The 24937-nt window shown below is 67.6% G+C and carries 25 protein-coding genes; 13 read left to right on the top strand and 12 right to left on the bottom strand.

What is annotated here, in order from left to right:
- Nucleotides 1–66 precede the first annotated feature (66 nt).
- Nucleotides 67–1428, top strand: coding sequence for a dihydrolipoyl dehydrogenase family protein (locus NKT36_RS15690; RefSeq protein WP_327053722.1), 1362 nt, complete (start codon nt 67–69; stop codon nt 1426–1428).
- Nucleotides 1429–1659: 231 nt separating this feature from the next.
- Nucleotides 1660–2511: an SDR family oxidoreductase gene (locus NKT36_RS15685; RefSeq protein WP_327053721.1), complete on the top strand. Its 852-nt coding sequence runs from the start codon at nt 1660–1662 to the stop codon at nt 2509–2511.
- 9 nt (nt 2512–2520) lie between these two features.
- Here NKT36_RS15685 and NKT36_RS15680 read toward each other — a convergent pair whose 3' ends face one another.
- The 3 genes from NKT36_RS15680 to NKT36_RS15670 form a co-directional block, all read right to left on the bottom strand.
- Nucleotides 2521–3186, bottom strand: a complete 666-nt coding sequence (locus tag NKT36_RS15680; protein WP_327053720.1) for a hypothetical protein — start codon at nt 3184–3186, stop codon at nt 2521–2523.
- Nucleotides 3187–3555: 369 nt separating this feature from the next.
- Nucleotides 3556–4470, bottom strand: coding sequence for an ABC transporter permease (locus tag NKT36_RS15675; RefSeq protein ID WP_327053719.1), 915 nt, complete (start codon nt 4468–4470; stop codon nt 3556–3558).
- Complete coding sequence (locus tag NKT36_RS15670; RefSeq protein ID WP_327053718.1) at nt 4467–5531, bottom strand: ABC transporter ATP-binding protein; 1065 nt, start codon at nt 5529–5531, stop codon at nt 4467–4469. Before NKT36_RS15670 ends, NKT36_RS15675 begins: the two co-directional genes overlap by 4 nt.
- A 111-nt stretch (nt 5532–5642) precedes the next feature.
- On the opposite strand from NKT36_RS15670, the gene NKT36_RS15665 reads away from it, so the two are divergent.
- On the top strand, nt 5643–6263 hold the full coding sequence (locus NKT36_RS15665) for a TetR/AcrR family transcriptional regulator (protein ID WP_327053717.1): 621 nt from the start codon (nt 5643–5645) through the stop codon (nt 6261–6263).
- Nucleotides 6264–6490: 227 nt separating this feature from the next.
- Here the strand turns inward: NKT36_RS15665 and NKT36_RS15660 are convergent, their stop codons facing one another.
- The gene (locus NKT36_RS15660) at nt 6491–6826 is read right to left on the bottom strand and encodes a hypothetical protein (protein WP_327053716.1); all 336 of its coding nucleotides are present in this window, start codon (nt 6824–6826) and stop codon (nt 6491–6493) included.
- A 272-nt stretch (nt 6827–7098) separates the two neighbouring features.
- Here NKT36_RS15660 and NKT36_RS15655 point away from each other — a divergent pair, with 272 nt between their 5' ends.
- Together NKT36_RS15655 and NKT36_RS15650 are read left to right on the top strand one after the other, a co-directional pair.
- Nucleotides 7099–8316 (top strand): AI-2E family transporter, encoded by a 1218-nt coding sequence (locus tag NKT36_RS15655; RefSeq protein ID WP_327053715.1) that lies wholly within the window; start codon nt 7099–7101, stop codon nt 8314–8316.
- A 47-nt stretch (nt 8317–8363) separates the two neighbouring features.
- Nucleotides 8364–9818, top strand: a complete 1455-nt coding sequence (locus tag NKT36_RS15650) for a dihydrolipoyl dehydrogenase (protein ID WP_327053714.1) — start codon at nt 8364–8366, stop codon at nt 9816–9818.
- A 72-nt stretch (nt 9819–9890) separates the two neighbouring features.
- Here the strand turns inward: NKT36_RS15650 and NKT36_RS15645 are convergent, their stop codons facing one another.
- From NKT36_RS15645 to NKT36_RS15625, 5 genes are all read right to left on the bottom strand, one after another.
- Complete coding sequence (locus NKT36_RS15645; protein ID WP_327053713.1) at nt 9891–10445, bottom strand: class I SAM-dependent methyltransferase; 555 nt, start codon at nt 10443–10445, stop codon at nt 9891–9893.
- A gap of 56 nt (nt 10446–10501) precedes the next feature.
- Nucleotides 10502–10903 carry a thioredoxin gene (gene trxA, locus NKT36_RS15640; protein WP_327053712.1) on the bottom strand — a complete coding sequence of 134 codons (402 nt, stop codon included), beginning with the start codon at nt 10901–10903 and terminating at the stop codon, nt 10502–10504.
- A gap of 242 nt (nt 10904–11145) precedes the next feature.
- The gene (locus tag NKT36_RS15635; RefSeq protein ID WP_327053711.1) at nt 11146–11523 is read right to left on the bottom strand and encodes a hypothetical protein; all 378 of its coding nucleotides are present in this window, start codon (nt 11521–11523) and stop codon (nt 11146–11148) included.
- The gene (locus NKT36_RS15630) at nt 11520–12356 is read right to left on the bottom strand and encodes a ParA family protein (protein WP_327053710.1); all 837 of its coding nucleotides are present in this window, start codon (nt 12354–12356) and stop codon (nt 11520–11522) included. The genes NKT36_RS15635 and NKT36_RS15630 overlap by 4 nt, the downstream gene beginning before the upstream one ends.
- A 702-nt stretch (nt 12357–13058) precedes the next feature.
- Entirely contained in the window at nt 13059–14033 is a 975-nt protein-coding gene (locus tag NKT36_RS15625; protein WP_327053709.1) for an ornithine cyclodeaminase family protein, read from the bottom strand.
- Between the two features lie 117 nt (nt 14034–14150).
- Between NKT36_RS15625 and NKT36_RS15620 the strand changes: the two genes are divergently transcribed.
- Both NKT36_RS15620 and NKT36_RS15615 read left to right on the top strand, forming a co-directional pair.
- Nucleotides 14151–15299: an NAD(P)/FAD-dependent oxidoreductase gene (locus tag NKT36_RS15620; protein ID WP_327053708.1), complete on the top strand. Its 1149-nt coding sequence runs from the start codon at nt 14151–14153 to the stop codon at nt 15297–15299.
- A gap of 121 nt (nt 15300–15420) precedes the next feature.
- A complete protein-coding gene (locus NKT36_RS15615; protein WP_327053707.1) occupies nt 15421–15846 on the top strand; it encodes an SPW repeat domain-containing protein in 426 nt (141 codons plus the stop codon).
- A 42-nt stretch (nt 15847–15888) separates the two neighbouring features.
- On the opposite strand, the gene NKT36_RS15610 is transcribed toward NKT36_RS15615, so the two are convergent.
- Nucleotides 15889–16128 (bottom strand): hypothetical protein, encoded by a 240-nt coding sequence (locus NKT36_RS15610; RefSeq protein WP_327053706.1) that lies wholly within the window; start codon nt 16126–16128, stop codon nt 15889–15891.
- A 57-nt stretch (nt 16129–16185) separates the two neighbouring features.
- Nucleotides 16186–16521: a HalOD1 output domain-containing protein gene (locus NKT36_RS15605; RefSeq protein WP_327053705.1), complete on the bottom strand. Its 336-nt coding sequence runs from the start codon at nt 16519–16521 to the stop codon at nt 16186–16188.
- 747 nt (nt 16522–17268) lie between these two features.
- On the opposite strand from NKT36_RS15605, the gene NKT36_RS15600 reads away from it, so the two are divergent.
- From NKT36_RS15600 to NKT36_RS15590, 3 genes are all read left to right on the top strand, one after another.
- Nucleotides 17269–18525: an ABC transporter permease gene (locus tag NKT36_RS15600; protein ID WP_327053704.1), complete on the top strand. Its 1257-nt coding sequence runs from the start codon at nt 17269–17271 to the stop codon at nt 18523–18525.
- Between the two features lie 184 nt (nt 18526–18709).
- Nucleotides 18710–20332 carry an ArnT family glycosyltransferase gene (locus NKT36_RS15595; protein WP_327053703.1) on the top strand — a complete coding sequence of 541 codons (1623 nt, stop codon included), beginning with the start codon at nt 18710–18712 and terminating at the stop codon, nt 20330–20332.
- A 22-nt stretch (nt 20333–20354) separates the two neighbouring features.
- A complete protein-coding gene (locus NKT36_RS15590; RefSeq protein ID WP_327053702.1) occupies nt 20355–20480 on the top strand; it encodes a hypothetical protein in 126 nt (41 codons plus the stop codon).
- A gap of 4 nt (nt 20481–20484) precedes the next feature.
- Here the strand turns inward: NKT36_RS15590 and NKT36_RS15585 are convergent, their stop codons facing one another.
- Nucleotides 20485–20715, bottom strand: coding sequence for an Rdx family protein (locus tag NKT36_RS15585; RefSeq protein WP_327053701.1), 231 nt, complete (start codon nt 20713–20715; stop codon nt 20485–20487).
- Nucleotides 20716–20852: 137 nt separating this feature from the next.
- Here NKT36_RS15585 and NKT36_RS15580 point away from each other — a divergent pair, with 137 nt between their 5' ends.
- From NKT36_RS15580 to NKT36_RS15570, 3 genes are all read left to right on the top strand, one after another.
- Complete coding sequence (locus tag NKT36_RS15580; protein WP_327053700.1) at nt 20853–22112, top strand: outer membrane protein assembly factor BamB family protein; 1260 nt, start codon at nt 20853–20855, stop codon at nt 22110–22112.
- 97 nt (nt 22113–22209) lie between these two features.
- On the top strand, nt 22210–23235 hold the full coding sequence (locus NKT36_RS15575; protein ID WP_327053699.1) for a Gfo/Idh/MocA family protein: 1026 nt from the start codon (nt 22210–22212) through the stop codon (nt 23233–23235).
- Between the two features lie 58 nt (nt 23236–23293).
- Nucleotides 23294–24928 carry a potassium channel family protein gene (locus tag NKT36_RS15570; protein ID WP_327053698.1) on the top strand — a complete coding sequence of 545 codons (1635 nt, stop codon included), beginning with the start codon at nt 23294–23296 and terminating at the stop codon, nt 24926–24928.
- Nucleotides 24929–24937 lie beyond the last annotated feature (9 nt).

The raw sequence follows: 24937 nt of genomic DNA, 5'->3' as shown, positions 1-24937 counted from the left end.
GGCCGCCGGCGTCCGCGTCGGAAGCGCCGCCCACCGACCGCAGCGACCGCCGGGGGACCGACGGCGATGACCGAGTTCGACGTCGTGGTGGTCGGCGGCGGGACGGGGAACAACGTCGCGGCCGCCGCCGCGGACGCCGGACTGGAGACGGCGTTGATAGAGAAGGGTCCGCTCGGGGGGACGTGTCTCAACCGGGGCTGCAACCCGTCGAAGATGCTCGTCCAGCGTGCGAACGTGCTCAACGGCGTCCGCGACGCCGGCCGGTTCGGCGTCGACGCCACCGTCGAGGGTGTCGACTACGCCGGGATGGTCGACGAGATATCGTCGACGCTCTCGTCGGCCGCGGAGAACATGGAGGCCGACTACCGCGACCGCGAGCACCTCACGCTCTACAAGGAGGAGACGCGGTTCGTCGACGAGCGCACCCTCGCGGTGGACGGCGAGGAGATCACCGGCGAACGCGTCGTGGTCGCGGCGGGCAGTCGGCCGTCCGTGCCGCCCATCGACGGCATCGACGAGGTCGAGTACCTGACGAGCGACGAGGCGCTGTACCTCGACGAACCGCCGGACAGTCTCGTCGTCCTGGGCGGCGGCTACATCTCGGTGGAACTCGGCTACGTCTTCTGGTCGATGGGGACCGACGTCGCCATCCTCGAACGCAACGACACGCTCGTCCACCGGGAGGACGGCGACGTGGCCGAGACGATCACCGACGTCGCACGGGAGCGCCACGACGTGTACACGGGGTACAGCGCGACCGCCGTCGAGGATGACGAGGAGGGCGTCACCCTGCACGCCGAGAGCCAGGCCGGCGACGTCGCGCTGACCGCCGACGAACTGCTCGTCGCGACCGGCCGACGACCAAACACCGATCTGCTCGCCCTCGACGCGGTGGGCATCGAACTCGACGAACGCGGCTTCGTCGACACGAACGAGTACCTCGAGACCACCGCCGAGAACGTCTGGGCACAGGGGGACATCGCCGGCAACAGCCAGCTCAAGCACGCCGGCGACTACGAGACGCGTCACACCGTCGCCAGCGTCGTCCACGGCGAGCGTCGCTCCATCGACCTCTCGGTGATGCCGCACGTCATCTTCACCGAACCGCAGGTCGCCGGCGTCGGCGCGACCGAGGAGGAACTCGCCGCCGAAGGCCGGGAGTACGTCGTCGGCACGGCGCGGTACGAGGACACCGCGATGGGTCGCGCGAAGAAGCTCGACACCGGTTTCGCGAAGGCCATCGCCACCCTGGACGGCGAGATACTCGGCTGCCACGTCGTCGGCGAATCCGCCTCGACGCTCGTCCACGAGGCGGTCATAGCGATGCAGTCCGCCCCAGGCACCGTCTCGGACGTCGCCGAATCCATCCACGCCCACCCGACGCTGAACAAGGTTGTGGAGGCTGCGTTCCGTGACGTTCCGCGCTGACTGCTCCGGCCGACCCTGCGGCACGTCGCGTCGTCCGGTGCGATCTGTTTTACCGCTGGCGTCTGTCGCCCCGGACGTGACCAGCACGTCGACCGGACCGCGGCCGCACCGCCCTCTCACCGACCGTCGTTCCCTCCGCAACCGCCCCGTGCAGGCGCCGATGCATCGTCCGACGTCGGTAACGGCCGTCGGTCCGTCCCGTCCCGCGAGGTGCGCCGCCGGAGGCGCGGCGTGACCGGGACCGTCCTCGTGACCGGCGCGACCGGGACCGTCGGCTCGGCGGTCGTCGACCAGATCGCCGACCGCCCGGTCCACGTCCGCGTCGCGACTCGCCACCCGTCGCAGGCCGCCGCCTCCGGCGGCGAGTCGGAGCCCGTCGAATTCGACTTCGAGCGCCCCGAGACGTGGGGGACGACGCTCGCGGACGTCGACCGCCTCTTCCTCGTCCGACCGCCGAGCGTCGGCGTCGACCGTCTGCAGGAGTTCGTCGACGCTGCGGTGCGGGTGGGCGTGGAACACGTCGTCTACCTGTCGGTCCTCGGTGCGGAGCGCAATCCGCTGCTCCCCCACTACCGGATGGAGCGCCACCTCGAACGCGCGGACGTGGCCTACACCTTCCTCCGGGCCGCCAACTTCATGCAGAACTTCAGCGAGATCCACCGCCCCGACGTCGTCGAGCACGACCAGATCTACGTACCCGCGGGCGACGGCGAGACCGGGTTCGTGGACGCCCGCGACGTCGCCGCCGTCGGCGTCGCCGCGCTCACCGACCCCGGCCACGAGAACGCCGCGTACGACGTGACAGGCCCGGCGGCGCTCGACTGCTACGAGGTCGCCGACGCGTTCACCGCCGCCCTCGACCGCCGCATCGCGTACCCGAACCCGTCCATCCTCCAGTTCGCGCGCCGGATGCGCTCGCGCGACGTCCCGTCCCGGCTGGTCGGCGTGATGGTCGTCCTCTACACCGTCACTCGACTCGGCCTCTCCGGGCGGGTCAGCGACGACGCGGAGCGCGTGCTGGACCGGAAACCGAACAGCTTCCGAACGTTCGTGGCGGACCACACCGACTGCTTCCGGCGGTGAGAGGCCCGTCTACGCGGTCGTGGTGCCGCAAGCGACCAGGGTCTCGTCCACCGAGGTTCCGACGCGACCGTCCCCGAGGAGGGCGACGTTCACGTACTTCGCGTTGCAGTCGAAGTTGCCGCGGTCGTCCGTGATTGTGACTTCCGAGACGGTCTCGCTCCCTTCGGCGACGGTGACAGTCGTGCGGTACGTGTCCGGTTCGTGCACGTCGACGCGAACGACTGCGTCCGGCGGTAACTGCAGCGCTTTCTCGGCGACCGTCGCGTTCGACGCCCGGACCGTCATCGCCACGGTGCGGTCGACCGACGCGTCGTTCCAGACGACGTAGGCGTGCGACTCCGCGTCACTCGCTCCCTGGTTTCCCACCGAGATGGTCGTCATGGTGCCGTTCCGCGGCAGTTGCCAGGCGTACCCGGTGGCCCGTTCTGCCCCTGCGAGCGTTACCTGTGGCATCGACGCGTCCTCGCTCGTCGACGTGGCGGTTCGCTGGGTCGGCCCAGTGGTCGCTGACGGCGTGGTGGTCGCCGTCGGCGTCATCGACGCCGTGGCTGTCGGCGTCACTGACGTCGTCCCGGATGGGTGCTGGGTCGGTGCGTCAGGGCTACCCTGGAGGCTAGCACAGCCACTGGTCACGACGGCCATGGCGACGACGAACGCGAGCATCGTTCGACGCATACTGCAGCCGTTAGACTGCGAACAGTAAGTACTTCTTGCGGTGAAAAATCCGGCACGGGTCATCTCCGGGTGTCGGCCTGTGCCTGCCGAACGTTCGTTCGGGCCGCGAGGTCGCGGGCGGTTCCCTGCCGCGCCGGGTTCGAGCGTTACCGGAACAGTTCGCTGTTGAGCCAGGGGTCGTCGATCCAGTACGACCGGAGGTACATGTAGCCGACGCCGACGAAGACGCCGACTGCCACGCCCGTTTCGAGTAGTTCCATGGTCTGACCTTCGACTCCTCCAACAAATAGATTCTGACTGGTCTGGCGGCCGACCGTCTCGCGGGCGTTCTGCTCGAATACGTCCCGTTCGAAGACATCGCTCCCACGCTCACTGCACGTCGGAACTCGACGCCTTCGAGAGCATGTAGACGGCGACGCTGCCGAGGACGAGGTCGAGCGCGAGCAGGACGCCCAGGCCGGGCAGGAGCGTGTTCCAGACGGTGCCGAACTCGACGCCGGCGACGGTCGTCGGGAAGACGGACACGTCGACGACCGTCATCACGTCGCGGCCGAGCATGAGCGACCGCGCCGAGTCGACGCCGTAGGTGATGGGGTTGTACGTCGCGACGGTCTGGATCCACCCGGGGAGGACCCGCAGCGGGAGGAAGGCGGTCGAGACGAAAAGCAAGGGGAACTGGAGCAGGTTCGCGCCGATGATGGTCGACTCCTGGTCCTTCGTGAGCACGGCGATGGTGTTCGACAGCGAGACGAACCACATCGAGAACACGACGCCGACGAGCATGATGCCGAGCGCCCCCGGAATCCCTGTGGCGACGTCAGCGCCGAGCAGCACCCCGAGGCCGAGGATGATGCCGATCTGGACCAGGATGCGGAGGATCTCGGCGGCGGTCTTCCCGAGGAAGACCGCGGTCCGGTTCATCGGCGTGACCAGCACCTTCTCGAACATCCCGTTCTCGATGTCGTTGACGAGGCCGACGCCGGAGGTCGCCGCGGCCGCCAGCGACACCTGGATGGCGATAGCCGGCACGAGGTACGTCTCGTAGGTGATGTCCGCGCCGCCGCGGCTGATGGCACCCGTCGCGATCTGGCCGAACACCTGCGTGAACAGCACGAGGAAGATGATGGGCTGGACCAGCGAGACGACGAGGACGAACGGGTTCCGGACCGCTTTCAGGTTCCACCGCTTGAAGTTCACCCACCAGTCGCCGGCGAAGGAGTTGCCCGACCGGGGAACGTCGGCCGGCTCCTCGCCGTCCGCGGCGGACTCGGTCGGCGCGCTCATCGGTTCACCCCCGTCGGCGCGTTATCGGCGGCGGCCGCGGCGTCGCTCTCGACGTGCTCGCCGGTGATGGCGAGGAAGACGTCGTCGAGCGTCGGCGAGCGCACGTTGAAGCCAGTGACGGTGAGTCCGGCGTCGCGGAGTTCGACCAGGAGGTCCGTCCCGCGCTCGCGGGCCGCCCGCGACGTGACGGTGACGCCGTCCTCCGTCACCTCGACCGTCGCTTCGTCCCCGAAGGGGTCCGCGCTCCGAGCGACGTCGGCGGCGCGTTCCCGTTCGCCGGCACCGCCCTCGACGTCGATGTCGAGTATCTCGCCGCCGACCCGCCGCTTGAGGTCGTCCGGCGACCCCGTGGCGACGATCTCGCCGTCGAGGATGACCGAGATGCGGTCGCAGAGCTGGTCGGCCTCCTCCAGGTACTGCGTGGTGAGGAAGATGGTCGTCCCCTGGTCGTTGATGCGCCGGAAGTAGTCCCACAGCCGGTTGCGCGCCTTCGGGTCCAGCCCCGTGGTCGGTTCGTCGAGGAAGACGAGCGGCGGCCGGTGGACCAGCGCCGTGGCGGCGTCCAGCCGTTTCTTCATGCCGCCGGAGAACTCCTCGGCCCGCTTGTCACCGACCTCCGCGAGGTCGGCGAGGTCGAGCAGTTCGTCGATGCGGTCCTCGCGCTCGCCGCGCGGGACGCCGTAGGCCTCGCACGCGAACCGGACGTTCTCCCGCGCGGTGAGCTCCTCGTCGACGCTCGTCTCCTGGGCCATGTAGCCGATGGACTCCCGGACCGCCTGTGGGTCGGCGACGGCGTCGAAGCCGTTGACCCGAACGTCGCCGGCGGTCGGTTTCAGCAGCGTGGCGAGCACCTTGATGGTCGTCGTCTTGCCCGCGCCGTTCGGGCCGAGGAATCCGAAGAACTCCCCCGCCGGAACGGACAGGGAGACGTCCTCGACGGCCTCCGTCCCGTCGCCGTAGGTCAGGTTGAGCCCTCGCGTGTCGATGGCGTGCCGACCGGGTGACGGTTCCGTCCCACTGCGCTCCTGCGTTCGTTCCGTCGTCGAGTTCGGTCGTGCCATGGTTCCTGTGGTTTTCGGACGCCGTCGCGTACGTCTCCGGTGGCGTCCGCTCTCGCTACCTCGTCGATGGCGATGCGAACGTATATAGCTGCTGACTGAATATTCAGTCATGTGCCATCGTCTCGTCCCATCGACGGCGACACGGACGACACCAGGACCGCGATCATGCAGGCGACGTACCACGCGCTCTGCGAGCACGGGTACGCCGACCTGACCATCGAGCGCATCGGCGACGAGTTCGAGAAGAGCAAGTCGCTGCTGTACTACCACTACGACAGCAAGGACGAACTGCTCGTCGACTTCCTCGGGTTCATGCTCGAGAACTTCACGTCGGACGTGCCGGTCGAGGCGAGCGACGACGCCCACGCCCACCTCCAGGCGCTGCTCGACCACGTCCTCCCGCCGACGCTCGACGACGAGCGCTTCGAGTTCACGAGCGCGATGATGGAACTCCGCGCGCAGGCGTCCCACGACGCGGGCTACCGCGAGCAGTTCACCCGCACCGACCGCTTCTTCCGCGACCGCATCGCCGACGTCGTACGCGACGGCGTCGAGTCGGGCACGTTCCGCGAGGTCGACCCGGAGGCGACGGCCGCGCTGCTGGTGACCACCATCAACGGGTCGATGCTCGAACGCGTGACGACCGACGAACCCGCCGACGCCGTTCGCGCGACGCGACGCGAACTCGACGCGTACGTCGACGCGCGCCTGCTGGCGGACGACCCGGAGTGACCGTCGGCCGACTCCGCGGTCATCCCTGCACCGCGTCCACGACGGTCATGCTGCACTTTCGCCATGAGTTCGGGGACGACGCTCCTGTGCTCGCTCTCACACTCGGAAGGGTCGTCGTACCCTGGCTCCCGTGTCGCCTCCACCGCGAACTCGCCGTCGGTCAGGCGCTCGGCTGACGGGTGCCGGCGGCCCCGTGCTACGTGCGGATCACGTCGACCACGTCCCAATCACATGAGCGTCACGAGCGCGCCGACGCCGAACACTATCAGGCCCAGGGCGAAGAACGCCTTTCTGGCGCCGAGGTGCTCGTTCTCCTCGTGGACGACGACGCTGTCGTCCCTCGACTTGAGTCCTGACACCGCCTCCGGCTCCTGGGCCAGGGTCGGGCCACCGCCCTTCCCGCCGGCTGCGGCCCGCCACATCAACAGCAACCCGACAGTGATAGCGCCGAGCAACGCGTATGGGCGGATGTGGCTCGGGAGGAGGTAAGCGACGCCGACCGTGCCGCCACCGAACAGTACCGTGTACCGACCGCCGTACCGGGCGACGAACTCCCAGTCCATGTTCCGGTACGCCGACGGCTTTCGGTATAAGCGCTCGTATCATAGAACTAACAATCCCGCTGGCAACATCGTTTGCTCGGGCCGTGGCCGATCCGGGCCCCCGGCTGACGAGAACGGTATCGCGTTATACGATTTATCAATGGTTTGCTCCGGCGGCTATCTCAGCGGAGCGCCGTTCACAATCAATCACTGAACGCCGCGTTCAGCGCCTCCAGATATCGAAACCTGGACGCATTGGGTCGTCTATATACCTGGGTGCCATACCTTCACCCATGCCCGAACGCTCGCCGCTCGGCGTGCGGTCTGCAGTCTCGTCCGACCGGTCCATCGCGTGGTGGTGGCTCCTCGGCCTGGTGCTGGCCGCACTGACGCTGTTCGTCTTCTACTCGTACGTGGGGACCCTGATGTTCGGACTGTTCCTGTACTACGCCGCGCGACCGGTGTCGCGCGGCCTGGAGCGCCGGACCGGGTCGCCGGGCGTCGCCGCGGCGCTGACGATGCTGCTCATCGTCCTCCCCTTCGTGGCCGTCGCTGCAGCCATCGTCCTGGTGAGTCTCGGCCAGCTCGCGGCGATACGCCCGGCGGACGTCGCGACGTTCGCTTCCGTCCTCTTCCCGCAACTCGACGTCGCGGCCGTCCCGACCACGCCCGAACAGCTCTACTCAACGGCCGGCGAGCTCTGGGCGAACCAGAACGTCCAGCAGGGTCTCGACCTCGCGCTCGGAGCGGCCGGCGCGTTCGCGAACGCGGTGTTCCACGGCTTCCTCGGCCTCGTCTTCGTGTTCTTCCTGCTCCGCGACGACCGCCGACTCGCCGACTGGTTCCACGCCGAGATCGCCGACGAGGGGACGGCGGCCTCCAGGTACCTGACGGCGGTCGACGAGCACCTGAAGGGCGTCTACTTCGGGAACCTCCTCACCATCTTCGTCGTCGTCGTCCTCTCCGGTCTCATCTACTCCGTCCTCGACCTCGTCGCACCGCCGGGTCTCTCCATCCCGGTCCCGATACTGCTCGCGGTCGTCACCGGCGTCGCCACGTTCGTCCCGCTCGTGGGTCGCAGCGTGGTCTACCTCCTCGTCGGCGGCTACCTCACCGCGCTCGCCGTCCAGACGGACCCGGCGTCCCTCTGGTTCCCCGCGCTGTTCTTCGCCGTTCTCCTCCTCGGTCTCGACACCCTCGTCCGCTACGGCGTCCGCCCCTACCTCTCCGGCCGGTCGTTGCACACGGGACTCATGCTGTTCGCTTACCTCCTCGGTACCGCCCTCTTCGGCTGGTACGGCGTCTTCTACGGCCCGTTCCTGCTCGTGGTCACCGTCGAGTTCGCCCGGCTGGTGCTCCCGCGACTGATCCACGGTGAGAGCGCAGCGGAGCGCCCGGATCCTGCCGATTCGGACGCACAGCAACACCTCGAACGGTACGTCGAGGACGAGTCGGTCCGCCAGTCCGACGTCGACGACTACGAGGGTGCGCCCGGGTCGACGCGGGGCTGACCGGCGACGGCGAAAAGTTACTCGTCGGCGGGCGTCCAACCTGCGGTATGCAGGAGTTCGATTTCGTCGTCGTCGGCTCGGGGTCGGGCCTCGACGTCGCCTCGACCGCGGTGCGCCAGGGCCTTGACGTCGCCGTCGTCGAGGAGGGACCGCTCGGCGGCACCTGTCTGAACCGGGGTTGCATCCCCTCGAAGATGCTCATCCACCGCGCGGACCTCGCCGAGGAGATACGCGACGCGTCCGCGTTCGGCATCGACGCGACTATCGAGGACGTCGACTTCGCCGGCATGGTCGAGGAGGTCACGGACGACGTCGCGGGCGACGCCGAGAGCATCGAGCGCGGCCTCCGCGCCTCCGAGCACCACACCCTCTTCCACGAACGCGGCCGGTTCGTCGACGAGCGCACACTCGAGGTGGGCGACGAGCGCATCCGGGGGGAGACGGTGCTCGTCGCGGCCGGAACCCGTCCGAAGATACCCGACATCGACGGCATCGACGACGTGTCCTATCTCACGAGCAAGGCGGCGCTCGAACTCCAGGAGCGCCCCGACCGCCTGATCGTCGTCGGCGGCGGCTACATCGCGGCCGAACTCGGCCACTTCTTCGGCGCGTTCGGCACCGACGTGAGCATCGTCGGCCGCCGCGACGTCCTCCTCCCGGACGAGGACCGCGAGGTGAGCGAGACTTTCACCGAGGTCTTCGCCCGCGACCACGACGTGTACGCAGGTTACGAGGCCACCGCCGTCAGCGAGGACGGCGGGGACATAACGGTCAGGGCCGAGGGCCCGGACGACGCCGTCGAGGTGACCGCAGACGAACTGCTCGTCGCGGCGGGCCGACAGCCGAACACCGACACGCTGAACGTCGAAGCCGCTGGCATCGAGACAGACGAGGAGGGGTTCGTGGAGACGAACGAGTACCTCGAGACAACCGCCGACGACGTCTGGGCGCTGGGCGACATCGTCGGCAACTACCTCTACAAGCACTCTGCGAACCACGAGGCGCGCTACGTCGCCAGGAACGCGCTCGGCCGCGGCGAGAAGCAACCGGTCGACTACACGGCGATGCCACACGCCGTCTTCTCCTCTCCGCAGGTCGCCGGCGTCGGGCGGACCGAGCAGGAGCTCCGCGACGCGGCCCGCGAGTTCGCCGTCCGGACCTACGAGTACGGCGACACCGCGATGGGCCAGGCGCTCATGGAGGACGACGGCTTCGTCAAGGTGCTCGCGGACCCGGAGGACGCCGCGATTCTCGGCTGTCACATCGTCGGCCCCGACGCTTCGTCGATCGTCCACGAGGTCGTCGTCGCGATGACGTCCGGGTCAGGGACGGTCCACGACGTCCGGGAGACCATCCACGTCCACCCGGCCCTGAACGAGGTCGTTCAGCGGGCGTTCAGCGGGCAGTTCCGTCCGTCGGACCACGAACATCACCAGCACGGACGCGGTCACGAGCACGACCACAATCACCAACACGACCACGAGCACGGGCACGACCACTGAGTCGACGCCCGTACCGACCCAGACAGTCGAACGCAGGCGGTTGCCTTCCGGCGGTCCGTCGTCTATCCGTCGTCAGCGTCGCGCGACCAGGAAGAACGTCTCCGGGCGTTCGTACCCGTGTTCGACGGTGAATCCGGCATCGACGAGTTGCTCGCTGGCCTCGTCCACGTCGAAGCGTTCGTCGACCGGCGGTCCGCTCTCTCCGATACCCTTCCCGCTCCAGTCGGCGACGACGAGTCGGCCGCCGTCCGCGAGGACGCGCGCCACCTCGGCGAGCGCGTCCTCCCCGGCGAACTCGTGGAACGTCATCGTCGAGAACGCACCGTCGAGCTCGCCGTCGTCGAACGGAAGCTCCGCGACGTTCGCCGTCACGAGCGAGACGTTCTCGGGAACGCCCTTCTTGCGGTACTGGTCGTGCATCGGCTCCTGGACGTCCACCGCGTAGAGCTGTTCGACGTGCGGGGCCACGTCGTCGGTGTAGAATCCGGTCCCGCTCCCCAGGTCGGCGACCACGTCGTCGTCGGACGGGTCGAGGCTGCCGACGAGTTCCTCGCGGGAGACGTACCGGTAGCGAGAGTCGTCCTCGAGCTTCTCGGCCTTCTCGGCGTCGAACGTGTGAAATCCCATCGTCCGAGCGTTCGTACGCCGCCCCCTTAAAGACGCGAGAACGACGTCGACGAGGATCAGGCTGCGTGCTGCTGGATCTTGTTCCGGAGCGTCGACTCGTCCTGGACGCCGACCATCTGCTCGACGGGCTCACCGTTCGCGTAGAGGAACAGCGTCGGGACGCCCTGGACGCCGTTCTGGCGGGCCAGCATCTGGTGCTGGTCGATGTCGACCTTCGCGACTGCCGCGTCCGTGTCCGCCGCGATGGACTCGACCACCGGTTCGAGCATCTTGCACGGGCCACACCAGTCCGCGTAGAAGTCGACGAGCACGACGTCGGCGTCCTGGACGAGCTCGTCCAGGTGGTCCGACCCCTCGATGTGGATGGGCTCGTTCGGCACGTCGGTGCCGGACTCGTCGTCCTCTCCGAGCAGTTCTTTCTTCTTCTGTTCCTTGATGCTCTCTATATCGTCACTCATGTACCCTCCACTTGCGTCTCCACCGACTTAACGGTTTTGTACACAGAATACAATACCGGTGTCTGGTGGTTCACATCGTTCTCCCGGTTGTACTCCCGTTGTTTCGCCGGTACCGCCCGTCCGGCCGGAGAAGACCGCTGGGGGCTCTGTCTGTGAATATAACCAGACACTCATACGTATAGCTAAGTGGACATCTATTTGGATAGCTATCTAGATAACCGCAATACGGAACGGACCTTTCGCTATCGGCGGCCGTATCCCCACTCCTCCATCACGCGTTCCACGTCGTCGAAGTTATCGAGCCCCGCCCGCACCAGCGCCTCGCGGACGTCGAGTGCCATCACCTTGTCGCTGTCGAACTGCTGGTCGAGTTTCCGCTCTACCTCCTCGATCTCACTGGCAGTTTCGTCCTGGACGTACACCGGGACGGCCTCGCGGTCCGCCTTCACCGTTCGCCGCGCGAAGATGAACGGGAGTGCGTCCGTCTCGTCGTCGCTGCTTTCCTCGTCGCCGGTCTCCTCTGCGGCCTCCGTCGTCGACGCGCCGGTCGAATCCGTCAGGTCGCTGAGGTCGTCGCCGTAGTCGTCGTCGGTGACTCCGTAGCGGTCGTCCTTCGTCATGCCTCCACCTCCGGAACGTCGACCGTTCCCCGTTCGACGATGCGAGCGAGGTGTTCGAAGTTGGCGAGCAGGTCCTCCTCGTACTCGCGGAGGTCGCGCGTCTCCTCGCTCTCCGCGAACTCGAAGACGTTCATCTGTCGTTTCCACGCCTCCTTCAGGACGTCACGCTTGCGAACCCCGAACGGCGTCACCGGCTTGCCGGCGGCCTCCAGTTCCTCCCGCGTGTCGCGGTAGATGTTCGAATCGCCGACCTCGTTGGGGACGACCGCGAGGATTCCGAGGTCGAAGTCGTCGTCGAACTTCTGGAACCCTCGCTCCATGCTGTCGAGGGTGTCCTCCAGGCCCTCGATGGAGATGCTGCCCTTCCGCGTCAGTTCGATGGGGATGAGGACGTTCCGCGCGGCCACGAGCGCGTTGTCGACGAGGACGTTCAGCGTCGCCGGTGGGTCGACGACGAAGTAGTCGTAATCGCCCGCGACGCTCTTCAGCGCCGACCGCAACTGGAACTCCCGCAACGACGTGTTGCGTGCCGCCATCTCGCTCTCGATGTTCGCGAGCCCCTCGTGGGACGGGACGAGGTCGAAGTCCTCGGTCTCGACGATGAGCGACTCGACGTCCTTCTCCTCGTCGAGCAGTACGTCGCCGAGGTGCTCGCCGTCGTGTGTCTTCAGGTCCTGGTATCCGACGTGGTCGGTCAGACTACCCAGCTGGGGATCGAGGTCGATCACGAGAACCCGTTCGTCGCGCCGGCCCAGCGCTGCGGAGACGTTGGTCGCCATCGTCGTCTTGCCCACTCCGCCGGACTCGCTCCACAGTGTGATGGCTCGTTTCATATATCTGGACTGTATACGCTTACCCCTCATAAATTCTCGTCAGACGAGAGGCTCAAACTATCCGGATAGCTATACAGTTAGCTATCTCGCCAGATATATTCCTGGATAGATTGCCAGATAACCGCCATACGGCGGCTTTCTGGTGCTGTATCGCGGGTTCGCCTCGTCCTGTGTCTTGGCTGCAGCCTCGAAGATATCTAGATAGATATCTGGATGGCTGTCTATCTCTCTGGCAATCTACGTCGTAGGGTTGACGCTCACCTCCCCTACGCGCCGATCGTCTCGCTGCTGGAGTTCTCGCTTCCGATGTCGCGTCCTCGGCCGGCCTGCCTGGTCCGCCCGCCGTTCGAACCCCTTCCGTCCTCTGCAAATCTGGCAAGATATCTGGATATATTTCTCGATAGCTATCTGGAATCCCTTCATGGCTTTCTTCGCGGGGCGTGTGAGGCCTGCGTGATGGACGATACAGTCCACACTCCCAGCGTCAACTCCCTTCTGGACTGCGTCTCCGTTCGACGGGCTCGCACGTCGCGTCCCCATCCACAGACCAAACCTGGCTTTCCGGTTAGCTATCTAGATAGCTAACCAGGATGTCTGGCTGGATCTCCGGTTGCCGCGGCACTGCCGGGTATCCTCTCTGCACTCGCCGTCACCACAGATAGCTGTCCAGATAGCTGTACAGAAAACCACCGGCGAGGGCGACTACAACGGAACGGTGGTCCCGACGTCGTTCTCGATCGCGCGCTGGAGGACGTGCTCGCTCGCCGCGGCGTCGAGGACCGCCGACCCGACGCTCTCGACGACGAGCACCTCGTCTGCCCTCTCGCGCCCGGCGCGTCCCTCGAACGCTTCTGAGAGCGGTACAAGCTCGTCTGCTGCGAGGTCGGCGGCGCGAACGCCACCCACGTCGGCGGCCTCCCCGGGGACGTCGGCGAAGACGCGTGCGGCGCGCTCGAACGTCGCCGCGTCCAGTTCACGCATCGCGGGGGTGTAGGCGCCGACGGCGACGACCACCGCTCCGTCGGCCAGGTCCGTCCCGTCGAAGACCGGTTCCGTGCTCGTCGTCGCCGTGACGATGGCAGTCGCCTCCGCGACGGCGTCGGCAGGCGTCTCGACCGCCTCGACGGTGGCGTCGAGTTCCGCGTCCAGGTCGTCGGCGCAAGCGTACTTCGAGTCGCTCGGCGAGTACACCCGGACGGCGTCGAGGTCGGTCGCGGCGTCGACGCAGCGCGTCTGCCAGCGGGCCTGCGTTCCCGCGCCGAGGACGCCGAGCGTGACGGGTGCGGCTGCGAGTTCCGCGACCGCGAGACCGCCGATGCAACCGGTGCGGGCGTTCGTGATGCGGTTTCCGGCGAGCAGCGCCGCCGGCTGACCGGTCTCGGCGTCCGTGAGCGCCACCTGAGCGTTGACCGTCGGCAGGTCTCGCCGGGGATTGTCCTCGTGGACGCTCGCGAGCTTCGTGACGTAGTAGTCCGCGCCGTGGACGTACGCCGGCATCACGAGACCGGTGCCGAGCGGTTCGTCGCCCGATAGCCCGGTTCCGACGGGGAAGTGTGGTCGCTCCGGCCGTTCTACTTCGCCGCGTCCCTGGCTGACGAAGGCAGATCTGACGACCGGGAGGAGTTCGGCGACGTCGAGGCAGTCGGCGACGTCCGCGTCCGAGAGTATCCTGACCATGCGCGGCGTTCGTCCGGGAGCGCCGTCAGCGTTTGGTGCCCGTTCGCGTCGCAGAACGCTCTCGTTCTCTGTGGGGGCACCCGGAACGTCATTACCCGGGCGTCCGTACCCCGGCACATGCGCGTCGTCGTCGTGGGTGGCGGTATCGTTGGGCTCGCGAGCGCCTACTACCTTGCCGAGCGAGGGGCCGAGGTGGTCGTCTGCGAGCAGTCGTCGCTCGGGGCCGGCAGTACGGAGCGGTCGGCCGGCGGTATCCGCCAGCAGTTCTCCACGCGCGTCAACGTCGAACTGTCGCGGGCGAGCGTCCCCGTCTGGGAGAACTTCGAGTCCGAGTTCGGCGTCGACATCCAGTTCCGACGCCCGGGATACCTCCTCGTTGCCAGGGAGCAGTCCACCGCGGCGGCGTTCGCCGAGAACGTCGCGATGCAGAACGACTGCGGCGTTCCGAGCGAACTGCTCTCGCCTGCCGAAGCCCGCGAGCGCTGCCCGGAGTTACGCGCCGAGGAGTTCGTCGCTGCGACGTACTCGCCCACCGACGGCTTCGCCGACCCGCACCTCGCCCTGCAGGGATTCGCTGCCGGTGCGCGCGACGCCGGCGTCGAGATCGTGACCGGCGTCACCGTCACCGACGTCCTGCGGCCCGACCGCGGCGTCGCTGGCGTCGCGACGACCGAGGGGCGACTCGACGCCGACGTCGTCGTCAACGCCGCCGGTCCGTGGGCGCACGAGGTGGCCGCGATGGCGGGACTGACGCTTCCGGTCGCCCCCAGGCGTCGGAGCGTCGCCGTCGTCGACCCGGAGGTGCCGGTTCCAGAATCGGTGCCGCTGACCATCGACCTCGACTCCGGCGCGTACTTCCGGCCGGAGCGAGACGGTGCGGCGCTCGTCGGCGGTCACTTCGCCGACCACGACCCGGACGCCGACCCCGACGGGTTCGCCCGGTCCCCGGGACTCGACTGGACCGCCGAGGCGCTGGAGCGAGCCGCCGATTGCGCGGACTACTTCGGCCCCGGGACGCAGGTCCGCCGGGGCTGGTCTGGACTGTACGCCGTCACCCCGGACCACCACCCCATCGTCGAGGAGACGATACCCGGCTTCGTCAACGCCGTCGGCTTCTCGGGGCACGGCTTCCAGCAGGCGCCCGCGACCGGCGGCGTCGTCGCGGACCTCGTCCACGACGGCGATACGTCGCTCGTCGACGGCTCTCGGCTGACCAGCGAGCGATTCGAGGACGGGCAAACCGTCTCGGAACGGAACGTGGCCTGACCATGGGCGCGGTGCCGGCGACACGTAAGCTCGAATTTCTCCCACGTGAGCGACTTCGCATCCGTTCATCGCGGCGTGAACCGTCGCGGCCGTTAATGCGCTATCCATCGTAGCAGAGAACGTGAGTGAGTCAGAAACCGAACGTCGAGAGACGACAACGTCAGAACAGACCACGACGGCGCACTCCAGCCTGAAGTGGCTCAGCGGTTTCGTATCACTCTTCGGCGCGTGGGTGTTCGCGTCCGCGTTCGTCTATCCGGGGCTATCCCTGGCGAACTACTGGAACAACATCATCATCGGGCTCGCCATCTTCCTGGTCGCCGGGTACAACTACTACCGGATGACGAACGGGTACACCGTCAGCGTCGGCAGTTCGGCCTTCGTCGCGCTCATGGGGCTGTGGATGATACTCGTCCCGTTCGTGCTGACCGGCGTCGGGACAGCGTTCTGGAGCGACGTCGTCTCCGGCGCCATCGTCGCCGTCGGCGCCGGCTACAACGCGTACGCAGGTAGCTCGACGGAAGCCGGTGCCGCGACCGGCGCGTAGACGTCTTCTTTCGACGAGGCGAACGAAATAGCGACGGCTCATCTATGGCTCGTCGCGCTCCAGTCGCCGGACCCGGAACGACACGAGGTGATGGCGAGTGACGAGTACGGCGAAGGCGATCATGACAACCCCGAACAGGGCGTGGTAGGTCAGCGTGGTCCCGTAGTAGATCCCGTTGAACAGCTGTGCGATCGCGAGCACGACCGGTCCGAAACTGAAGAGACTGGTCTGTACGGGTAGCTCGCGGAACATCTCCCGGAACGTGACGTCCCCCTCGTTCATCCGTCGACTCTGGCTCCGACTGCCTGCCGTGAGGACAATACCGTTTCGGTCCGTTCGTTACGCGTCGACACCGTCCGGATCGTGGCCTTCCGGAGCGTAGAGCGTCAGCGATCCGTCGCTGTGGACGACGACCTCGAAGCCGCGAGCGGTGAAGACGACCTTCCCGTTCGTCCGCGGAGTGCCGTCGTGTTTGTCGTCGAAAATGGCGTCGAGCGCGTCCGGGTCGATGCTGTCGTAGAGCCAGGTGCTCTCCCCGTCCTCGTCGCCGATCTCCTCGATGGCCTGAATGACTCGGGTGCTGACGTCGTCATCGTCGTCGCCGGCCACGCGGTACGCCGCGCGGTCGTCCCGGTCAAGGCTCTTCGCTCGTTCGGTGATGCAGTCGGTTTTCATGATGCGCTCCCATCGTCTCCTGATTCGATTGCCGGGCCAGACTGGTTGCGTTGAAAAAAGAACACCGACTGCAATTGAAAGCAACGAATGAACCTCCAGTCGAAACCGAACTTCTGTGCGCGAGGGTCTACCGTGACGTCACGGGACAGACTCCGTCACGTGGCCCAACGTCCTCTCGAAATCGTCGATCCGGTCTTCCGACCGTCTCGGGGTTGGTAGGCCGTACTTACGCGTCGGTAGGTCGCCCCTGCGCGACCGTTCGGGACGTCCGGGGCAGCTGGACCGTCTGTAACGGGGTGCCGACTGTCCCTCCCGTCGTCGTGTGAGCACCCGCTCGACCGCCGGAGGGATGAACCACATGTCGCTATACGATATCCCGGGTGCCTGGCCGAGGCCAGCGGGTTCTACCGTCCGTCGCGCAGTGGTCGGCGGCCCGACGTGTGGACGTCCACCCCGTGTTTCGTGCTCGTTCCGTCACGTGCGGTTGTAATCGACGTTACGGTTCGCGAGACCGGCGTCGCGACGCCCGCTGCACTGTCACGACGTGGCTCTCGTTTCCGGGTGGTCGCCCGGGAACGAGGGTTGACAGACGCTCAGAACGCCATAATATCGTGTTTCAGGCCGTTAACCTGCTGTTTCCGGTCGTGGGTTTTTGGTTCCGGAACACGTAGCGCGGGCGGAGGGGAGAGAAATGAGAGCAATCGAGAACGACAACGCGACGAGTACAGTGCCGGACGGCCGAGGGGGATGAACGCGCTCGAGAGCCTCCGCATCAGCTGGCGTAACATCCGGGAACACAAGCTCCGGTCGGCGCTGACCACGCTGGGCGTCATCATCGGCGTGGCCGCCGTCATCACCTTCGTCACGCTCGGGGCGAGCCTCCAGGCGGACATCGTCCAGACCGTGGCGGGCGGCAACGCGGCGACGATGTACGTCTCCGCGCAATCTGGCGACAGTACCGGCCTGCCCAACCTGGGTGGCGGACGCCCCGTGTTCACCGAACACGACGTCCAGGAGATCCGGTCGCTCCAGGGGGTCGAGGCCGCGGTCCCACAGAGCGGCCTCGCCGCCTCGTCCGTGACGTTCCAGAACGACACGGTCGGCCGGCAGTGGGTGACGGTGACGTCGCCGTCGTACTTCGCAGTGCGCGACCAGGCGTTCGTCGCCGGCGGTGCGTTCCAGAGCGGAAAGCGCGAGGTGGTGTTGAACCGCCCCGCGGCGACGATGTTCGGGGACGAGAACGTCTCCGTCGGCGACACCATCGGCATCCAGCGCGCGGCCACGGGCGAGACGATCAACGCGACCGTGGTCGGCGTCGTCGAACCGAAAGAGCAGTCTGCGCTCGGCCTGCAGGAGGGGCCGCAGCCGCAGCTGTACGTACCGCCGGATCCGTTCTACCAGCGGACCGTGTTCAGTCCCACGGAGAACGAGAACCAGCGCGTCTACGGCCGACTGCTCGTCCTCGCCGAGGACACCGGCAAGGTCGACGCCGTTCAGGGCCGGGTGTACACCTATCTCGGCGAGCAGTCCGACGCACGGCAGCTGAAACCGGAATCCTACGACTTCCAGGTCACCACTCAGGACGAACTGGTCAACCAGGTCCAGCAGGTGAGCGACACCTTCACCGCGTACATCACCGGTATCGCGCTCATCTCGCTCGTCGTCGGCGCGATCGGCATCGCCAACATCATGCTCGTGTCGGTCACCGAGCGCACCCGCGAGATCGGCATCATGAAGGCCGTCGGCGCGCAGAACCAGGATGTTCTCCAGCTGTTCCTGCTGGAGGCCATCCTGCTCGGCGTGTTCGGCTCGGCACTCGGCGCGGCCGTCGGCCTCGGTGCCGCGTTCGTCGCCGCCGAGTTCATCGGGCTGCCGCTGGCGTTCCGGGTCGAGTGGTTCGTCGTCTCCATCGCGGTCGGCCTGTTCGTCGGCGCGCTCGCTGGCCTCTATCCCGCGTGGGACGCCTCTCACATCGACCCCATCGACGCGCTCCGGTACGAGTAGCGCCAGGCCCTGGCGTCCCCCGGTTCGATGGCCGGCGAAAAGGGGTCGTTACCGGCCGTGAAAGCGCACCCAAACGAGCGACATCGTACGGTATCCCGGCCATAGCCACTGGATAACAAAGAATGAGTCGGGCAATAGGTTCCCCGGAGACCGGGGTCGCCCTCGGCGACCACAGTTCAGAACCATGGCCAGGGAGCAGACGCACACGACGACGCAGGACCAGAAACACCCAGTCGGCGAACTCCTCTGGCTGGCGCCAGCACTGCTGGCCGGACTCTGCATCCTCTTTTTCTACCTCGAGTCCCATCCCTACCCGGCGTTCGGCGCGGGCCTGTACTTCAGTATCGCCGACCAGATATCGACCAGCGGGTACGCGCTCCCGTCGCGGATACCGGGTTACACCGCCGAGGGCGTCCCGTTCGCGTATCCGCCGCTGATGTTCTACGTCCTCGCGGCGATGCAGGACCTGACCGGGCTCGACGCCATCACCATCTCCCGCTTTCTCCCCGGTATCGTCACCCTGGCGTACCTCGTCCCGCTGTACTACACCGCCCGCGACCTGCTCGGGTCGCGGGCTCAGGCGACGCTGTCGGCCTTCATCGTCGCCGTCAGCCCGCCGGTGCTGCAGTGGCACATCTCCGCGGGCGGAATCGTTCGAGCGCCCGCCATGCTGTTCGCGCTGACGGGCATCTACGCTGGCGTCCGCATCTTCCGCGCCGGCGATCGCAACTGGTTCGTCCCCGCCACGGTCGCGTTCGCGCTGACGATACTCACCCATCCCGTGTACACCGTCTTCTTCGTGGTCAGCTTCCTGTTGCTGTACGTCCGGTTCGACCGGTCGTTCGACGGACTCCTCTGGGGAGCCGCGGTGGCGGCGGGCGGTCTCGCCGCCACCGCGCCGTGGTGGCTGCAGGTGGTGACGATGCACAGCCCGGGGGTCTTCACCGCCGCGGCGGGGACCCACGGCGGCATCGGGAGCAGCATCCCGACGATAGAGCACCTCGTCGAACGCCGCATCGAACAGATGCCGCTGCTGTCCGTCTGGCAGGTGGTCCCGACCGTCGGCTGTCTGTACCTCGTCGCGAAGCGCAAGTACTTCCTCCCGGCGTGGCTGCTGGCGGCCGTCCTGACCGTCGGCAAGGCGCGGTTCGTGTTCCTCGTCGGCGCGATGGTCAGCGCGGCGTTCGTCGTCGACGGCGTCCTGCCGCGTCTGCGGCACGAGGCGGCGGTGCTGGACAGGGAGGTGGTCGTGACGGTGTCGGTCGTCCTCGTCGTCCTGCTCGGGGTGAGCAGCGGCGCGCTCTACGCCGCGAGCGACGTGGACGCCCACGCCGGCAGCCCCTCGCTTCCGCAGTTCGTCGACCGGAGCGAGATGGCGGCGATGGACTGGGCGGAGGAGAACACGGCGCAGTCCGCTGACTTCGTCGTCCTCGGCGACGCTGCCGAGTGGTTCCCACAGCAGACCGGTCGGACCATCCTCGTCGGGCCCTGGGGGGTGGAATGGAAGGGACACGACGCCTACCGTTCACAGCTCCATCAGTTCAGGCGGCTGTCGCTCTGTCGCAGTGCCAACTGCCTCTCGGCCGAACTCGAACGGAGCGACGTCCAGCCGGACTACGTCTTCGTCCCGAAAGGCCAGTACACCGTGCGCGGGATGCAGAAACACCAGCGGGCGACGATGACGACGACGCTGCTGTTCTCGCCCGGATACCAGCTCGCCTTCGAGAACAGCGACGTCGCTATCTTCCGGGTCGCCGACGGCTGGGTGAGCGACCAGCCGTCCTCGTCGAGTCCCACGCCCACGTGACGCCGCGTCCCGCAGCGAACGCGTGCGAAGAACCGGGCCGTCGTCCCTCGCCGACCTGGCCGCTGCCGGACTCGCCCGCTGCGACGGCGCGGTCGTCCCGACGGACCGCGTCGGTTCGCTCGACCCCTACTTCGCGCTCCTGGAGTGAACGGTCAGAGCCGGTCGCCGACGCGGTCGCTGATGCGGTCGACGTCGAACTCGTCTTCCTCCTTGGCGTAGACGTCCTCGCCGTCGACGCGCACCTCGAACACGCCGTCGTCGCCGGTCTTCAGCGCCACCGCGTCGAGGCGCTGGCCGTACTCCGAGAGCAGGGCGTGCTGGACGTCTTCGGCGCGTTCGAGCAGTCCGCAGGGGACGCAGTACTCTATCTCGACTCGAGCCATGTCGGTTGCTAGTCGTTGGCAACCACACTTAAGCCCCAGCGAACCGGAACTGGTCGCCGCGACCCGCGGGTGGTACGACTCTCGAAACCGACGGCGGAGTGAGAGCCCTTTTGCCGTCGGACCGCCAACTGCCGCCGATGCGGACCGTCACCGCTCTCGCACTCCTCGTCATCGTGGCTGCACTCGCCGGCGCCGGGGCGTTCGCCGTCGTCCAGGGGGACGGCGGGTCGCTCGACGAGCGGTGGGTCAGCGACACCGGCCGGGACATGAAGGGCAACCACCACGCGCCGGCCGTCGCCACGGTCGACGGTCACACCTTCGTCTTCACGCCGGTCAGCGACCGCGGCAACGGCGACGGCTGCGGCCTCTACGCGCTGAACGCGAGCGACGGCAGCGTCGCGTGGGAGTACCAGGTGCCCCCCGCCAACTGCACGCTCCACGCCGTCGCCGACCCGACCGTCGCGGACTACGACGGCGACGGCGACCGCGAGGTGCTCGCGACGAGCACGGAGGAGGACGTCAAGGCCTTCGACCCCGTGACCGGGGAGACGGAGATGCGCCACGAACTGCGCGCCTACGGGTACACCCAGCCAGTCGTCGCGGACCTCAGCGACGACCCCGGCACCGAGACGGCCGTCGTCGACGTGAAGGGCTACCTCCGGGTCGTCCGGGCGGACGGGACGGCCGCGTGGACCAGGGACCTCGGCGGGATGGTGTGGGGCCAGCCGACCGTCGACGACGTGGACACGGACGGCGACCCGGAACTCGTCGCTGGCGTCGCGCCCTCCTCGGGCGGTCGCGTCGTCGCGCTCGACGGGAACGGCTCGGTCGAGTGGTCGACGAACGTGAGCAGTTCCATCCTCTGGATGGGGTCCGGACAGACCGACGACGACGCCGCGGTGGAGACGGTCGTCGCGACGTCGAGCGGCCACGTCGTCGCGGTCGACGGCCGCGACGGTTCGGTCGAGTGGCGGCGCGACGTCGGCGACCCCGACACCGACGCGGGCGACCTCTCGGCCGTCGACCGGATCGTCGACGCGGACGGCGACGGAACGGCGGAGGTGTACGCTGCCTCGGCCGACGGGACGCTGCACGCGCTCGACGGCACCGACGGCAGCGTCGAGTGGTCGACGTCGCTGACGAGCGGGACGAAGATGATGCCGCCGCCCGCGGTCGGCGACGTCGACGGCGACGGCGACCCCGAACTGGTGGCGGTCACGAACGACGGCACCGTCGCGGTCGTCGCACCCGACTCGGGCGAGGTGCAAGCTACCTACTCTCGGTCGGTGCCCATCTACACCCATCCGGCGCTCGCGGACGTCGACGGCGACGGTGCCGCGGAGATCCACGTCATCTACGGCGACGCCCGACTCGTCTCGCTCTCGTTCTCCGCCTGAACGCGCCGGCCTCCCGTCGCTCCCTTTCGCTCGGCGATACGAATTAAGGGGCCAGTCGCTGAAACGACGTGCATGCCTCGTTACGGTGGGGGAAGCAATGGTGGAGAGTAGTCCGGGACCGGAGAAACTGCGCGTCGGCGTCGTCGGCGGCGGCTACATCGGGAAGACGGTCGGTGCCGAGTTCGTCTCCGACCCACGGTCGACGGTCGTCGCGCTCGCCGACATCGACGAGGAGGCCCGCGAGGTGGCGGGCGAGACGCTCTACGTCGGCCGCGGCTCCCGGTACGAGAACTACGCCGAGATGCTGGACGCCGAGGAGATGGACGCCGTCCTCGTCGGGACACCGCACACGTTGCACTACGAGCACGTGACCGCCGCGCTCGACCGCGACCTCCACGTGCTCTGCGACAAGCCGCTGACGACCGACCGAAAGCGGGCCCGCGACCTCGTCGAGCGCAGCGACGCCGCCGACGAGGTGCTGATGGTCGGCTACCAGCGCCACCTCAACCCCGCGTTCGTCCAGGCGCGCAAGCGCTGGGCGCAGGGGAACCGGACGCCGACGTTCGTCACCGCCGAGATAACCCAGGACTGGTACTCGCGGTTCTCAGACACGTGGCGCGCCGACCCGGAGCTCTCGGGCGGCGGCAACCTCTACGACACGGGCAGCCACCTCGTCGACGGCGTGCTCTGGACGACCGGGCTCACCCCGACGGCGGTCCGGGCGGACATGCAGTTCGCTGACGACGAACAACGCGTCGACGTCGAGGCGCTGCTCAACGTCGAGTTCGCCGAGGGTGCCCGGGCCAGCATCTCCGTGTTCAGCCAGGCTCCCTGCGTCCGCGAGCACGTCCACGCCTGGGACGACGAGGGTGCGATCTACCTCGAGGGCCGCCAGTGGGAGCCCCGCCGGCTGACGAAGGTCGAGTCGGACAGCACGGACGTGGTCCCCTACGTCGACCGCGAGCGGGAGGGGAGCAAGGCCGGGGCGTTCATCGACGCTATCGGGACGGGAGCGACCCCGCCGGCGACCGCCCGCGACGCGTTCGCCGTCACGGCGCTCACCGAGGCCGCCTACGAGGCGGCACGGACCGGGGAACGAGTGCCGGTCGACGTCGACGTCTGAACGCGGTCAGACGCCGGTGGTAAAGTAAAAGAGGCGCGGCGAGAGAGCGACGATAGTGATGAATCGACAGCGGCGTCGGCTCTTCCTCTACGTCGGCGCGTTCGTCATCGTGGTCGTCGCCTACACCTTCGCCTACTCGTGGGGGATGGCGACGTTCGAGGGCGAAGAGCGGAGCCTGCTGGAGTCGTTCTCCATCGTCGTCGAGACGTTCACGACGACGGGGTACGGCGAAGACGCGAGCCTCTGGCAGTCGATGGAGATGGAGCTGTTGATGATCGTCATGCAGATGACGGGCGTGTTCCTCATCTTCATGGCGCTGCCGCTGTTCGTCGCGCCGTGGGTCCGGGAGGCGGTGCGCGTGAGCCCCCCGACCGCCATCGACGAGCGCAGCGACCACGTCGTCATCTGCGGCTACTCGCCACGCGCGGAGGCGCTCATCGACGAACTCCGGACCTGGGACCGCGAGTACGTCCTCGTCGTCGGCGACCGCGACGTGGTGCTGGACCTCTACGAGCAGAACTTCGACGTCATCCACGGCAACCCCGAGTCCGCAGACGTCCTCCGGAACGCCCAGGTCGAGACCGCCGACACCGTGGTCGCCGACGCGAGCGACGAGCAGAACGCCAGCATCGCGCTCGCCGTGCGCGAGGTGACCGACGAAGTACACGTCATCAGTCTCGTCGAGGACACCGACCTGGAGAACTACCTCCACTACGCGGGCGCCGACGAGGTGTTCTCGCCGCGCCACCTGCTCGGGACCAGCCTCGCCGAGCAGGTGACCGCCTCCGTGACGACCGACCTCGGCGAGACCGTCACCGTCGGCGAGGACTTCGAGATACTCGAACTCTCCGTCCACGAGGGCGCGGAGATCTGCGGCAAGCGACTCTCCGACAGCGACATCCGCGAGCGCACCGGCGCGAGCCTCATCGGCACGTGGACCCAGGGGGAGTTCCAGACCCCGCCGTCGCCGGACACGCTGCTCGACGAGGACACCATCCTGCTCGTCGCGGGCCAGGAGGCCCAGCTCGAACGCCTGAAGGAGATGACCATCGGCGAGGAGTACGTCCGCTCCCACCGCTCGGCCGTCGTCGCCGGCTTCGGCGAGGTCGGGAGTACCGTGTGCGACAGGCTGGCGACCTCCGGGCTGAGCAGCACCGTCGTCGACCTCGAGGCCCGCGACGAAGTGGACGTCGTCGGCGACGTGACCGACGAGGCCACCCTGCGCGAGGCCGGCATCGAGCACGCGAACGCCGTCATCTTCGCGCTCAGCGACGACACGACGACCATCTTCGCGACGCTCGTCGCCCGCGAGATATCGTCCTCCGTCGAGATCGTCGCCCGCGCCAACGAGACGGAGAACATCGGCAAGCTGTACAGCGCGGGGGCGGACTACGTGCTCGCACTGGAGACGGTCAGCGGCCGGATGCTCGCCTCGACCATCATCGAGGACGAGGAGATCATCTCGCCGAACAAGCAGATCGAGATCATCCGGACCACCGCGCCACAGCTCGTCGACCAGAGCCTCGGCGAGGCCGACGTCCGCTCGCGTACGGGCTGTACCGTCATCGCAGTCGAGCGCAACGGCGAGGTCATCACCGACCTCGGCCCCGACTTCGTCGTCGAGTCCGAGGACCAGCTCGTCGTCGCCGGTACGGACCCCGACACGAACGCGTTCACCAAAATCGCGCAGTGAGCGACGCTC

The organism is Halomicrococcus gelatinilyticus (genome assembly GCA_024227995.1).
Taxonomy (GTDB): domain Archaea; phylum Halobacteriota; class Halobacteria; order Halobacteriales; family Haladaptataceae; genus Halomicrococcus; species Halomicrococcus gelatinilyticus.
This window is presented reverse-complemented; position numbering and strand designations above follow the sequence as displayed.